Source organism: Synechococcus sp. PCC 7335 (assembly GCF_000155595.1).
GTDB lineage: Bacteria > Cyanobacteriota > Cyanobacteriia > Phormidesmidales > Phormidesmidaceae > Phormidesmis.
This window is the reverse complement of record NZ_DS989904.1, coordinates 2,932,728-2,946,525: the sequence shown is the minus strand read 5'-3', so window position 1 is coordinate 2,946,525 and position 13,798 is coordinate 2,932,728. Positions and strand designations below refer to the sequence as shown.

The following is a 13,798-nucleotide window of genomic DNA, read 5'->3' as shown; positions in this document are numbered from 1 at the left end:
TAAAGCGCTAAACTCGCCTACACAACTGACCTATTTCTATTGGCTTACATAAACTTGCTGGCCATGCCTAGCATATCGCCCATATCCACATCACCGTCGCCGTCACCATCTAGAAAGGCAGTCAGGATTGGGTTGCTACTGGTCTGAGCCGCTCCGCCTTTGGCATTGCCTGAGCTAAGAAACTGCATCACTAGGGGCAGAACCATCGGCAAAACCCTCTGAACCTGATTTGTATTCAGATTAGTTTTTTGGGTGACTGCAGAAATCATCGCTGCTAACTGGGCGTTATTAAACAGCTTAGGAATTACCGATTCGCCATTAGCTGCGCCTTCTTCGATCAGTGATTGGGCCGCATCGTTGCCCTGCGCTCGGCGAGTATCATTTAACGACGAACGGACAAAGCCGCCAATCACCGACATTGCTTGCTTCATGGCATCGGTATCGGCATTGTTCTCGTTTGCAATCTGCTTCGCTGAGCCTAGAATCTGGCTGAGTTGTCCTACATTAGCCTGACGACTAGGATCTGCAACCGCCTTCATGACCTGATCAAAAAGTCCCATAGATGAAAAAAGATTCCTAATTTGGAAAGATAGATACTGTTTCAAGGCTGATGACTACTCTAACCCAATCGCATTATACGGTAGGCGATCACACCTTCATACGTGGGGCTTCGAGCAGGCAGTATTTAGCTAATAGCGTATTCGAGTAATTCCGCGTCTCAGCGCAGTGATAACCGCCTGGGTACGATCACTTACGCCAAACTTACTCAAAATGTTGTTGATATGAAATTTGACAGTTCCCTCAGAGATTGAGAGTGCTTTAGCAATCTCTAGATTACTTTTCCCTTCAGTCAGTTCTCCTAACACTTCTAACTCGCGATCGGTTAGATCGGATTCTTGAATACGTTCAGTAAGACGAATGCCGACTTCTATAGGAATGTAGCGTTTGCCATGATGAACCTGACGAACAGCAGTCGCTAAGTCTTCGGCAGTGGTATCTTTCAACAGATAGCCACGAGCACCCGCTTGTAGCCCACGATAGATATCTTCATCAGTATCGTAGGTCGTCAAGATAATAATACAGGCAGCGGGCGTTGCTTCTCGAATTCTATTGATGGCTTCTAGTCCTTCCATTTGGGGCATACGCAAGTCCATCAGCGTGATATCGGGCTGGTGAAGCGCATGCATTTCAACCGCTTCTACACCGTTCTTAGCTTCTGCAATCACGGTGATCTGTGCTTGCTGGTTAAGAATAGCCACGATACCTTGCCGCACAATATTGTGGTCTTCAGCCACTAACACCCGTATAGGAATGTCTAAGTCCATAGATGAAAGGTACGAGGATACAAGGTACTAGACCTTACTGTATTGTCCTATCTAGAATAGCCGTTAGGCACAACCAACTAACGCTACTATTGCATCTATTGAATGCATCGATGAAATTAGTTAAGGGAAGGGATATCTCTAGAATTCTTTAGTGCCAGCGGCTAGCCCAATTCGCAAAGCAAGCATTCTTTCCTTTCTACTTCCTAACTTTCTTCCTAAGTGTAGTGGTCGCTTCAGTGGCGCTTCAACCGGTAGAGTACTATGCTTTGACCGGTCTTGAGATACTGGCTTTGGGTATTGCCATCAAGTACCAGCTCTATGCACTGGAATTACAATATTGATGACTGTGCCCTTTCCAGGGGCGCTATCAAACGTAAACTCTCCGTCAAAGTACAGCACTCGCTCACGCATACCAATTAGGCCAAAACTTTCAAGATTGGAGAAAGGCTCGATTTCACAGCCTTGGCCGTCGTCGGCAATACGCAGCTGTATTCGATGTGGCTCGAACTGTAAAGTAAGAGAAAAATGCTGGGCCTGAGCATGCCGCAGGGCATTAGTTAGCGCCTCCTGGCCGATACGTAGGATATTAGTTTGAATATCTTCAGGGAGATCGTAGGGAGTGCCTATTAGAGTAAACTCAGCTTGCATAGCACTATCTAGAGTCATTTCTTGGATAGCGGTTTTAAGAGCTTTAGGCAGCGTGTCAGTCTCAAGCGCTTGAGCGCGTAGAGCCCGTACAGATCTGCGTGCTTCCAAAAGTCCCTGACGAGCTAGCTTTCCAGCCCGGTTGAGGTAGACTTCGGCTTCGCTTAGCCCAGCAGTGGCGTCCAAGACTTCGGTCTTACTTGTCAGCGAGAGTTCGAATTTATCTGGGATATCATTCAATATCTTCGAAGTGCTGGCGGCATGAATAAGCCCTTTCGCAGCTTCTAGCTGAAGCGATATACCGGTAAAGGATTGAGCAAGGGTGTCATGGATCTCACGGGCGAGACGATTGCGTTCATCGGTAAGGGCAGCAGATAGAGCAGCGGTTTGGCTACGCTTAGCAAGACGGGTAAGGTGAATAGCTAGGGTAGCCTGGTTAGTAAGTGCTTGAATGAACTCGAGCTGTTCGTCGGTGAGTGTCGGTAAATGACGAAAGGCAAAAGTGATAAACCCAATTGGCTTATTGCCGACTTTCATGCAGGCGCAAGTCGCACCAAGGTGCCCTTCGGCCTCGTGCCAGGGTAAAGTATCCGGCCAACAGAGTTCGGCTTGTGCTGGCTGCTTTCGATCTAATGTAAACGGTTTGGACGAGTTCACAATCATTTTCCAGACTTCGGATCGATCTGAAGGAATCGGATGGCGAAACATTTCCGGATCGCCTGGCGCTACGCCTCGATGTATCTCGCCTGCTTGAGCAGTTACATATTGATTGAGCGTGTCTGTGTCTTTGTCATACAAGAATAGATAGGCTTTGCAAGCACCAATTTGCTCAGACATCTGATCCAATAGCTGTCCTAGAAAATCATCGAGCTCTGGTGTGGCCGTTAGCGTGCTAAGCGATCGCGCGATAGTTTCGTTGAGTTTGACCAGTTCGGCGGCGCGGTTTCTAGCTGCACATTCTCTTTCTTCAAGCACAGTGGTCTCCGCTCGCCGCAGCGCCTCATCTTGCGCCTGTCTAGAGATCGCAGCGGCAACACTCTCAGCAGCGACCTGTAAGATAGCAGCTTCGGCTTTGTTATACACTCTTGGCTCGCTGCAGTTAGCAAAGCTAATCTCCCCCCAGTACTCTTCTTGCACCATGATTGGTACAACCACCATAGAAGCTATGCTATGCCCCTCTAGAATGTTTTGCTGGTAGTCTCTTCCTGAATTCGGACTAACAAAGCTTGCCGCCTCTCCTTGCATCAGCTGACGGCGAAATGCCAACAGATCACCTGCTAACGGCATCATTACCTCTTCAAAGAATGCCGGCGGTGAACTAGTAATGCCGGGTCTATGCCACTCTTGTAGAAACTTCAGTTTGAGGAATCCCTGTTCATCACCGATGTGCTGCGCTAGGGTGCGAGTGACTGAGCAGCGATCGCACATTACTGCCTTACCAAGCAGCTGCACCACGTCAAAAAGCACCTGAGTATAGTCACCAGATTTCAACAGTAAATTTGCCGCCTCGGCCACACTGCTCAGCAGACGCGATCGCTCCTGAGCGGCCCGGTCCCGTCTGACGTTTGCCTGGTAGATAGCACTACTCACACAGGTCGCTGCCGTTTGAAAAACAGCAATTTCTGCTGCGCTTAGCTGCTTTGCCTCATGACAATGCTCAATGCTGACAATACCCCAAAGCCTTTCCTCTATAAAAACTGGCATTGCATAAATGGACTTCACCCCTCGCGATTGCTGAAAGCTACGAAAAGGTTCTTCTATCTCATCGACGATACCGCCCATCCACCGTCCGTTTAGCAGTTGGCGAAACCAATCCTCAATTCCAACAGACGAGATGTTGTATCGTTTGAAGCGATTGGCCTGATGATTAGCCCGATTGTCACCCTGGCCATCAGCTTCAGTACCCGTGTCTTCCGCCTGCCATTCGTAGAGGACGCGCAAGAAGCCCAAACTGTTGGCAGGCGCATCTGTTTCAACCCGGTGCTGCATGACAGAAACGCGATCACACTCTAAGTTCTCGCCGATGGTTGCAAGGGCCGCTTGTACGCTGGCGGCCACATCAGTGGCTGACAGCAGTTGATTGGCAGCGGCCGCAGTAGTCTCTAGCCAGCGATCACGCTTAGTCAACACCGCGTTTGCTATCTCTAGTTCCTCAGCTCGCGCAGCTCGCTCACGTTCGATCAAGGCTAACCGTTCTGCTGCTGCCTTTGCCTGGCGCGCCCGGTCACGAGCGATCGCATTGCCAATCGCCGTTGCGGCGGTCTCTAATACCGTTATCTCTGCCTCGCTCCAGATCCGCTCTGCGATGCAGTCGTCTAGACCCAATAGTCCCCACCATTCCCCAGAGATCATAATCGGCACCCCTACGAGCGATCGTGCCTGACCGCTCATCCGGTCTGCGGGCAAAACACCGTCTAGATCACGAGCTAAGAACTGCGTCGATTTACCAGCCTTTAGCGGTGCGGTTAGTCGATCAGGAAAACTATCAATCGGGACTGGAAATTGCCCTCCTGTTTTGCGCTTATCAGGAATATGGGGCGCATCCCACTCTAATAACAGTTCAAAATTAGAGCAGTGAGCCTCTTCATCCCAAATATTTTGCAAAATGTAGGAACGGCACTGCCGAGTACCTATCCCCAAGATTTCTAAAACCGCAGGTAGCGCCATGCTAAGATCGTCAGTAGCCACTAGTCGCTGCACCGCTAGGTTTACACAATTAAGTAGGGCGTCACGATCTCTTAAATCCTGGTTATAGGCTTCTAACTCGGCTGCCCTAGCAAGGGCGATCGTTTCCTTTTCAGTGCGGGTTCGATCACGCGCAATAGCACTGCCGATACAGTTCGACAGAGTAATCAATGCTTCTAACTCAGCTTCGCTACGTTGGGTAGTACGGTGGCAATCATCGAGCGCAATCACGCCCCAGAACTCACTATCTACCCAAATAGGCACAGCATAAGTAGACTTTACTCCTAGCTTCATCTGAACGCTACGCAAAGGTTCTGGAAGACGTTCGACACTACCACCAAAGATTTTGTTGTTTTTAAGCGACTCAAGCACAAACTCCATGCCTTGATCGCTTATTTCTATTCCTGCTGGATCTTCAGTTTGCAAAGGCACATCTTCAGAGGCCCACTCATAGACAAAGCGAAAATAGCCTGCCGGTCGCTCAGAAGTTGGATCGAAATGCTCTTTGAGTATCACACGATCAACATTCAATCCCTTACCAACAATCGGCAAGGCCATATTCACAGCGATATCAAAGTCATCTTGAGTAAGCATCACATTTGCCGCCGCTACCGTCGCCGTCAAAATGCGACCGCTTTCCTCCAGCATCAAATGGCGTTCCTCTATGGTTTGTAGAAACGCTTGATTGTTCTGCTGAACAGGAGGGGTCATAGGAGATAGCGGCAGATTAATTTAGAACGAACAACTGGATGATAAGTTTCGGCCATTAGAATGCTACACCAGAGTCCTAGTCATCCTCTTCTTTAACTAGCTGAATTATCACTTTCTTTACCAAATAGTGCAGTGTCAACGTATCGTTGGCTCTTTCACAAGTAGAAGATTCGGACAAGTTTAGGGATGGCTCGATTCAGCGACTTTTCCAGTTCCCCGCCTCACCAATGCCAATTTGTAAGACATGATGTCGCATCAGCGCTTGTCGTTCACTCTTCAGAACACTTGCTTTAAGCTCTGCCTTCTCTACTCACTACTCTGTCAGCTATCTGTTGACCGTATGCATGACTATAAGGATTTGTTTAGTACTAAAGCATCTTCATACAGTCTGTAAATTCTCTCGTCAGCAGATAAGGAAGTTTCAAAAACAGTTGCAGGATCAGCGTTCTCTCGCTACCATTGCAAAGTTGGCAATCTTTAGATGAAGACGGCTCTAACAGCGTTGGAGAATCTAACAGTGTTAGAGAAATGATGTCAGAGAAAACCTATGATTAAGTAACCTTCTATCAGTCGTCACTAGGTAGCTTACCTTCAGACACACCGCAAACCTAGTACGACAACTTTATCAGGACAAGCTAAGAAAGCACCAGCATTCAGAATTTCAGAAATATTTAGGAGGTTCTACTATGTTCTTGATTATTTTCTTCGCCAGCCATCAGCCTCGAATCCGGGCGTAATCTTTACAGATTAACTAAACGAGAAAAGCTCTATGACCGCTTTGGCGGTAGTCCTTTGTTGATTTTTTAGGACTATCGGAACCTTCTGTACTTTGTATGGGGCGGCTGCGTGCGTAGCTTTCTTCTAGCTGCTTGCTTCGTTCGTAGCCGGTTGTGCTGAGCCACAGCGTAGCGGCAACGTAGGTTTGTCGTGCCAGTTCTTCCAAGAGTTTTCAAGTAAAAGTTCCCATCTAAATCGCTGTCCATACTCAGAAGAACAGTTGTCTAAGTAAGTCTGATGGCCTTTCTATAGCAACCTGCGCTTAGCTCCTAAGCTAACTTCAGCTTTATCTGATAAAGGCGTTAGCCTTTGCCAAACAGAAAGGTGTTAGCCTTTGCCGAACAAAGCTATGGCTTGAGCTTGGGCTGCATACTCAAAGAAAAAGCTACACGTACTGGAGACTGCTATACCTCGATAATTTCTGTTACCCCAACGAACACAAATTTTCTTTTAACCTGCGCTTACCTACAGATCATGCAAAAGTTTCTTAGAATCCTGAGTTACTACCAGGATTATTGGCTTATTACGCTTTTTACTGCGGCAATTATCAGCTTTTTCCAACTAATTGATCTGTTCGTTCCCTATGCGACTGGTCAAATTTTGAATATTATCTCTCAGCAATCGGTGGATGTTGCTTTGCAAAGGGTGATTGATCGGATTGCGATCGCCCTCAACCAATCAGCCACGCCTCAATTTTCTGTGTGGGTACTTGTCGCTTTGATCGGCATGTCATCGATTCTGCTTGCCCCACTCCAACCGCTAACAGGGGGCTGGTTTAGCTGGGATACTGCCTTTAGAGCCCGTCGTCATCACGCTGAAGCTGCGCTTAAGAAGATTCTGACACTGCCGCTCGAATTCTACGACGAAAACAACCCTGGCCGGATTGCTGCAAGAGTCGCGAAAGGGCTCTCTAACTTCACCTGGACCTATCCAGGTTTAGTAGCAATGCTCATACCCAAGGTTGTCCGAATTGTCGGTGTATTTATGATCATCGCTTTGATCGACTGGCGAATTGGCATGCTTGTGCTGCTGTCGGTGGCAGGGATTTTGTTCTACAGCCTTTGGGGACTAAAGGCATTATCCGCTAAGGAAGAAAAACTCGATAAATACATTGAAGATACCGATAGCCGAAATTCTGAAATCATCACCAACATCAAAACCGTTAAGGCCTTTGGAAATGAACTCACAGAACTACATCGCCAGACCCAACGATTAGATCGCGAGTTTAAAGTGCTCGACTATCGTATTCATAGAGGCTACACCATCCTTAGTGCCTACCAGCGAAGCTTTGTGCAGAGCTGTATGTTTGTTGTACTTGCAATCAGTCTATGGCTTACTCTCAACAACAAGATTTCTATTGGTCACTTTGTTACTACTTTGACCATCGCTAGTATGGCCTATGCTGAAGTCGATCCTATCTGTGACTTAGCAGAGATGTTTGCCCGTCGATATGCACCGATGGCACGCTTCCAGGAATTCACTGCTTTGCCACCGGGGCGGGATGCGGGCGCGATCTTGCCCAACGATCTTGACTATCGCTTCACAGGCAAGGTGCATTTTCACCAAATGACTTTTGGCTACAATACTGAAAATCCAGTGCTGAAAAACATCAATCTACTGATTGAGCCTCATCAGACCGTTGCGTTAGTTGGGCGCTCTGGCTCCGGCAAATCTACGTTAGTAAAACTGTTGTTTCGCTACTTTGAACCTGATAGCGGCAATATTCTGATCGATGGCATCGATATTCGACAGCTTGATATCAGCAGCTATCGTAAGCGGCTGGCAATTGTCCATCAAGAAGTTGATATCTTCAATGGTACGCTACTAGACAACTTACTCTATGGCAATCCTACAGCCACTTTCGAACAAGTGACGTCAGCTTGCAAGATTGCGCAAGCGCATGACTTCATTCAACAGCTTCCAAAAGGATATTCTACGACTGTTGGTGAACGTGGCGTTCGGCTATCTGGTGGACAAAGACAGCGTGTAGGAATTGCGAGAGCACTGATTGTTGACCCAGACGTGTTGGTATTTGACGAAGCAACTTCTAGTTTGGACTACGAGTCTGAACGGGCCATTCAATTAGCGATGCGATCGCTTTTCGGCACCCGTACTCTCATTATTATCGCTCACCGGCTCAGCACTGTCCGGGAAGCTGACCAGATTGTGGTTCTTGACCAAGGACATATTAGCCAAATGGGTAATCATCAAGCGCTGATTGCAGAAGACGGACTCTATCAGAAGCTAGATCAGCTCCAAGCTGGCAATGACTTGATCGATTAAGCCAGTTCAAGATAAGAAAAGCCCGGGCCGCCATTATCCCTATCGTGTGGAAATAATGGCATTGCCGTTGCTACTGAGCAGCGGCAACAATTACCATTCTCTTTCATCTAAGCGCTATCAGGCACAGCTTATTCCTGATTTCCTGCTTCATCATTCGTTATTCCTACTTCTCTTAACAGTTGTATTGGGCCTAGCTGTTTAAGTTTTTCTAGTTCCGTTTTGTTCTTAACTAGCAGCGAACCAGCAAACCCTAAAGAATTGACCGAAATGCCGGCATATTCTTCTTGAGCGCGTGGAACGACCATCATCCATTCACGGGTACAAAGCAGATTATAGGCTGCTGTTTGAGTCCCTTTCCAACCATTGGGACTGTGAATGCCAACTGAATTGAGTAGTCTTTGATAGTAGCCTAGAAGACAATGAGACTGACTACCGGGCTCGGTAGGATAATTAGCATCAGAAGAGGGAGGATTTAGGCAGATGATCGCATGTTCAAAAGGCAGCAAGGGCGATCGCACGATCGCCTCATTCTCTGCTTGAGCAAGCGCGTGAGCTATTGCTGTCTCGATCGGCAGCTCCATATCTGCTAGGGGTACCACCTGTAGATGCTTGTGTGGCTGACTCGCCCCAGCAACTTTTCCCCCATTAAAAAAGCCCAGTCCATCCACTTCACCTAGGCATTTATCTAGTGCTTCAAAGTCTGCAAGCGTCAACCAGTTCTCTTGGGGCTCATACGCATGCGTCACGATCAAAAAGTGATGATTCACGACGTTAAACTTATTCAACAAACAAGCATGCGTTTTTGAGATATCTGTCACATACAAATCTTGTTCGTATGGCAAAAACGGATTGACAGGCGCAGTCTTTCCCTGTTGCTTTCGAGCTTTCTCTTTACGGGATAAATTTGTCAGCACTCGGACCAAAAACCGGACTCCGCCATCCTCTATCCGTTCGGCCTCTGTTTCAATCGATTGCAGCGCTCCTGTCGCTAAACCATGCTGAGTTTGCGCCTTCAGCTTCTGCCAAAGGCTGCCCGGCGCCCATGTAGATCTCTGTGCTGTCTGATTCACCTATAGTTGGCTCACTTGGTTGGCTCACTTAGCGTACCTAGCAGACCTGCAGCGTACCGCACTGCGCCTGCTGTCGCATCAGATGATCGCACAAAACCAGTGCCACCATTGCTTCTACCATTGGTACCGCTCTTGGCAGAACACAGGGATCGTGCCGTCCTTTGCCTGCTAGTGTAGTTTCTTGACCTGTAGTGTCTACCGTTTTTTGTTCTTTGCGGATGGTGGCTGTCGGTTTAAAGGCAACACGCAGCACCAGGTTCTCTCCGTTAGAGATTCCACCTTGGGTGCCGCCCGCTCTATTTGTACGGGTGCGAAAAGTCCCATCTTCTCCCCGATACATTTCGTCGTTGTGCTGGCTACCTGTCAAAAAAGTACCTGCGAATCCTGAACCCATTTCAAAACCCTTGGTAGCAGGTAAAGACATTGCAGCTTTGGCCAAATCCGCTGTGAGCTTATCGAAGACGGGTTCACCCAGTCCTTTAGGCACATGGCGAGCAACACATTCAACTACACCGCCAATTGAATCGCCTGCTTTGCGGATCTGGTCGATCCGCTCAATCATCAGCTCGGCCACCTCCTGATTTGGACAGCGGACAATATTACTTTCTACTTGCTCTAAGGTCACTGTATCCGGATCAAGCGGGGCTTCAATGTCCTGGATGCGCTTAACGTAGCCAATAATCTCGACGCCGGCAGCCTGCAGTAGAATTTTGCGAGCGATCGCGCCAGCGGCTACTCGGCCAATGGTCTCTCTTGCCGAAGACCGTCCCCCCCCCTGCCAGTTACGAATGCCATACTTAGCGTCGTAGGTTGCATCCGCATGAGAAGGTCGATACTTCTTCGCCATCTCGTCATAGTCCTGCGATCTAGCATCCTTATTTCGTACCAAGATCGAAATCGGTGTGCCTGTCGTCTTACCTTCAAACACACCAGATAAGATTTCGCAGGTATCGGTTTCTTTTCTAGGGGTTGTGATTCGGCTCTGTCCTGGACGCCGCCGATCGAGATCCTTTTGAATCTCCTCAGCTGAGATTTCTAGCAGCGGCGGACAGCCATCAATCGTCACACCCACCCCACCCCCGTGGGATTCGCCAAACGTCGTAATCCGAAAAAGCTGTCCGAAAGAATTACCCATAAACTGCTACTGTACTTGCGCAAACGCCAGAATTCACACAAACGCTATAAAATCAATCTTGATCCTACCGTATTACGAGAACAGCAAACGGGTCGTTCACCTGCTGGCACTTCAGTGCATGATCTTTAGACTTAAGCTCTATCTTTAAACCTACCGCTACATCATTACCGCTACATCAGTCGGTAAGTAAAAATAGATGACTCATTAAATCGATATCCAACCAAATCGATGATTAATCGGCCAGCTTCAGAAGCTGACGTGGATTAATTGCCTGCTTATCCTTATACAAGCTGTAGTGTAAGTGCGGCCCTGAAGAGCGACCTGTACTACCAATATAGCCAATAACGTCTCCTCGCTGGACAGACTCTCCAACCTCGACAGAGGCTTTTGACATATGGGCATACAAACTCTCGTATCCGTTTTTATGATCGATAGTCACAACAATCCCATAGCCGCCGTTGTGACCTGACATCGCAACCACGCCGTCGCCTGCCGCTACAATGACATCGCCTGTTTTGCCGACAAAATCTATGCCCTCGTGCATTTCGTAGCCGCCACCGCCAAACGGATTACTGCGAATCCCGTATTCGGAAGAAACTTCGATTTTGCCTACAACAGGCGTGCCATTAGGATAGGCTGCTTCTTTCGCGATCGCCTCTTCCACAGCCGGCTTAACTTGAGAATCTAGCGTTTGGTTCAGCGTGGGTACCTGCTGGCTCAGCCCTTCCAATAGCGCTAACGAATCGATCGACTGAGCCGGTCCGCCTTTAGGTGGAAAATCTTTGCTAACTTGGCTGGCATTACTTCTACTAAAGTTTCTAGAAGCTGACTCTTTGTCAATACTGCGCTCATAGGTCGCTACAGAAGAAGCGTTAGAAGTATCAGGGGAAGACTCTGAATCGGCCTTAGCCTCAGTTGCAACAGTCTGCGGCAAAGGGACCTCTAACTCCGTATCAACCCACTCTCGTAAGTCTTCGATCTCCTCGCCTAACGAATCAACTTCAGCCTTAACCTCAAAAGCGATTTGGTCTAGCTTCTCATTCTTTTCGTTAAGTTGCAGATTGTTTTTGGCTAAAGCTAGGCAAGCAGTTCCCAAAGACACGGTTGGAATGCTAAGGCATAGCAGCGTTAGAAGAAAGCCTCTTAGCGGTGTAATTGTGATTCCTCGGCGATCGCCACCGTTAAAAGTGGGAGCCTTCGTAGCGTTTTTGGTTTGGAGCTTCTGGCGCATGAATAGTTGAGAATCTCTGTTCGCATAGCCGTTTGCACAGCGTTATTACACGAATTCAATCAGCTTCTTTTTTCTTAACAATTAAGCAATTATATGGGGATCACTGAACCAGCTGTGAGTAACTTTTAGTTTTCTGTATTCCTCGGTATAGACCGATAAGGAAAAGAAAAGTCAGTAAAAACTTTCACAAGATATGCATCTTCTATGTCTTTTGATATATCTTTAGCGGTAGAAAATTGATTGAACCCTAGCTATCTCCTGGCCACTATGGGATAGGGGAAAATCGATCGGTATCTCTACAGCTATCTTGGTAGATAAACCTGGCTGCTTGTTGACAAATCTATGCTTATACCAAACGAAACTTACGAAAGTCCCCTTAAAAATACGACAGTCCCTTTTAAAGCCAGACGACTTTCATCAGAATTAGTCACACTAAAGGGGTTGTGCTAACAATCGATTAAATTCAATGAAGCTAACTTGGTTTGATGCAAATACTTGGCTGGTCGAAGCTGCTGGAAAGCGAATCTTAGTAGACCCTTGGTTTGTAGACGATTTGACCTTTGGGGATTTGCCATGGCTAGTACGCGGTATCAAAACTGACCCCGCGCCCATACCTAGCGGAATCGATTTGATTTTACTTTCCCAGGGATTAGCGGACCATGCCCATCCGCCAACGCTTAAGCAATTAGATAAGTCAATTCCTGTAATGGCCTCTCCCGATGGCGCAGCAGTTGCTACCTCGCTAGGATTCAAGCGAGTTACAGCCCTCAAGCATGGCGACTCAGCGACCATAGCTGGCGGAGCGCTGACGGTACAAACCTTTATCGGTGCTGTTGTCGGTATGAATAAGAAGGAGAATGCCTACGTGCTGACCTTCCATTCAGAGGACGATTCAAATAGTAACTCAGACGACTCTAAAGCTGACAGCGATACTACAAATAGTACTCGTACAAGCCACATACGCCTATACTACGAACCTCACGGTTATCCTGATACCAAGCATCTAAAAGACTTAGGCCGCGTTGACGTGGTGATTACGCCATTAGCTGACATCAAGCTGATGGGCTTGGCTCCGGTTGTTCGGGGCGGTGGAGTGGCATTACAGCTAGCTGAACTGCTACGGCCGCAAGTGATGCTACCAACTGCAGAGGCTGGAAAGGTGACCTATGACGGACTGATAGCAGGCGCAATCAAAGCGAGTGGCGGCGTCGATGAAGTGCGATCGCAGCTAGCAGCGAAGGGGCTTGAAACGCAGGTAATTCAGCCAGTCTCAGGTGAAACAGTGAAGCTGACATTACATCAGGCAATGCCAGTGTGACTGTAGCGCGTGTTTCTAAGCCGCCAGCAGAAGGCGATAGTTCTAAATTGGAGTTCTAGATTGGTAGGTCTAGGAAGTTGGGGAAGTAGGGAGCTGCGAGGAGTCTGTTTCTTTAAGCGGTCCTAGAGACTCTTTGGCAGAAACTACAGGAACGGATGTAGGGCCCGGCGATAATAACGGCTTGAGTTCTGCGATCACCTGGTCTTGTTCCTGTCGCAAGACTTCTAATCGCTCAAGTAGCTGGTTGATCTGGGTTTGTTTAGTATCAGGATTGAGGGTGAGTTGTTTCCATAGGCGTTGGCTCAGCGTCAGCGGCAGGGTCAAGATGAACTTCAAGCTAGCCTGAATTGTTCGCTTGACAAGATCGGCAACCAACTGAATCAAGCCGATGCTAAGTATCACGATTACCACAGCTAAGATCGGATGAGACACAGCCTCTGAGATCAACCGCTGTAGCTGAACAGCAAGGTTTCCCAAGGTCTCAAGAGAATCCGGTAAGTCAATCCACGCTAGAGCCAAAAGTGGCTTCTCTAACCCCATAGTCACGTTCCCCAATCAAGTTTGGGCTAAGTTTGAGCGCATTATTCTAACCACTGCAGTTTAGAGCGCTCTACAACC

At 48.0% G+C, this 13,798-nt stretch carries 10 protein-coding genes; 2 read left to right on the top strand and 8 right to left on the bottom strand.

What is annotated here, in order from left to right; all coding sequences use genetic code 11:
• Positions 1 to 44: 44 nt before the first annotated feature.
• From S7335_RS12840 to S7335_RS12825, 4 genes are all read right to left on the bottom strand, one after another.
• Positions 45 to 560 (bottom strand): DUF937 domain-containing protein, encoded by a 516-nt coding sequence (locus S7335_RS12840; RefSeq protein WP_006454239.1) that lies wholly within the window; start codon positions 558 to 560, stop codon positions 45 to 47.
• A gap of 129 nt (positions 561 to 689) precedes the next feature.
• Positions 690 to 1,325 carry a response regulator transcription factor gene (locus tag S7335_RS12835; protein WP_006456749.1) on the bottom strand — a complete coding sequence of 212 codons (636 nt, stop codon included), beginning with the start codon at positions 1,323 to 1,325 and terminating at the stop codon, positions 690 to 692.
• Between the two features lie 303 nt (positions 1,326 to 1,628).
• Positions 1,629 to 5,366, bottom strand: a complete 3,738-nt coding sequence (locus S7335_RS12830; protein WP_006455942.1) for a GAF domain-containing protein — start codon at positions 5,364 to 5,366, stop codon at positions 1,629 to 1,631.
• Positions 5,367 to 6,117: 751 nt separating this feature from the next.
• The gene (locus S7335_RS12825) at positions 6,118 to 6,309 is read right to left on the bottom strand and encodes a hypothetical protein (protein ID WP_006453456.1); all 192 of its coding nucleotides are present in this window, start codon (positions 6,307 to 6,309) and stop codon (positions 6,118 to 6,120) included.
• Between the two features lie 308 nt (positions 6,310 to 6,617).
• Between S7335_RS12825 and S7335_RS12820 the strand changes: the two genes are divergently transcribed.
• Positions 6,618 to 8,426, top strand: a complete 1,809-nt coding sequence (locus S7335_RS12820; protein WP_038018197.1) for an ABC transporter ATP-binding protein — start codon at positions 6,618 to 6,620, stop codon at positions 8,424 to 8,426.
• 128 nt (positions 8,427 to 8,554) lie between these two features.
• Here the strand turns inward: S7335_RS12820 and S7335_RS12815 are convergent, their stop codons facing one another.
• From S7335_RS12815 to S7335_RS25965, 3 genes are all read right to left on the bottom strand, one after another.
• Positions 8,555 to 9,496 carry a DUF4922 domain-containing protein gene (locus S7335_RS12815; RefSeq protein WP_006454193.1) on the bottom strand — a complete coding sequence of 314 codons (942 nt, stop codon included), beginning with the start codon at positions 9,494 to 9,496 and terminating at the stop codon, positions 8,555 to 8,557.
• Between the two features lie 37 nt (positions 9,497 to 9,533).
• Positions 9,534 to 10,631, bottom strand: a complete 1,098-nt coding sequence (gene aroC / locus S7335_RS12810) for a chorismate synthase (protein WP_006457509.1) — start codon at positions 10,629 to 10,631, stop codon at positions 9,534 to 9,536.
• Between the two features lie 232 nt (positions 10,632 to 10,863).
• A complete protein-coding gene (locus S7335_RS25965) occupies positions 10,864 to 11,862 on the bottom strand; it encodes a M23 family metallopeptidase (protein WP_006454476.1) in 999 nt (332 codons plus the stop codon).
• Positions 11,863 to 12,328: 466 nt separating this feature from the next.
• Here S7335_RS25965 and S7335_RS12800 point away from each other — a divergent pair, with 466 nt between their 5' ends.
• Positions 12,329 to 13,180 carry an MBL fold metallo-hydrolase gene (locus tag S7335_RS12800; protein ID WP_006453993.1) on the top strand — a complete coding sequence of 284 codons (852 nt, stop codon included), beginning with the start codon at positions 12,329 to 12,331 and terminating at the stop codon, positions 13,178 to 13,180.
• A gap of 69 nt (positions 13,181 to 13,249) precedes the next feature.
• Here the strand turns inward: S7335_RS12800 and S7335_RS12795 are convergent, their stop codons facing one another.
• Positions 13,250 to 13,720 carry a hypothetical protein gene (locus S7335_RS12795; RefSeq protein WP_006453818.1) on the bottom strand — a complete coding sequence of 157 codons (471 nt, stop codon included), beginning with the start codon at positions 13,718 to 13,720 and terminating at the stop codon, positions 13,250 to 13,252.
• Positions 13,721 to 13,798: the final 78 nt, after the last annotated feature.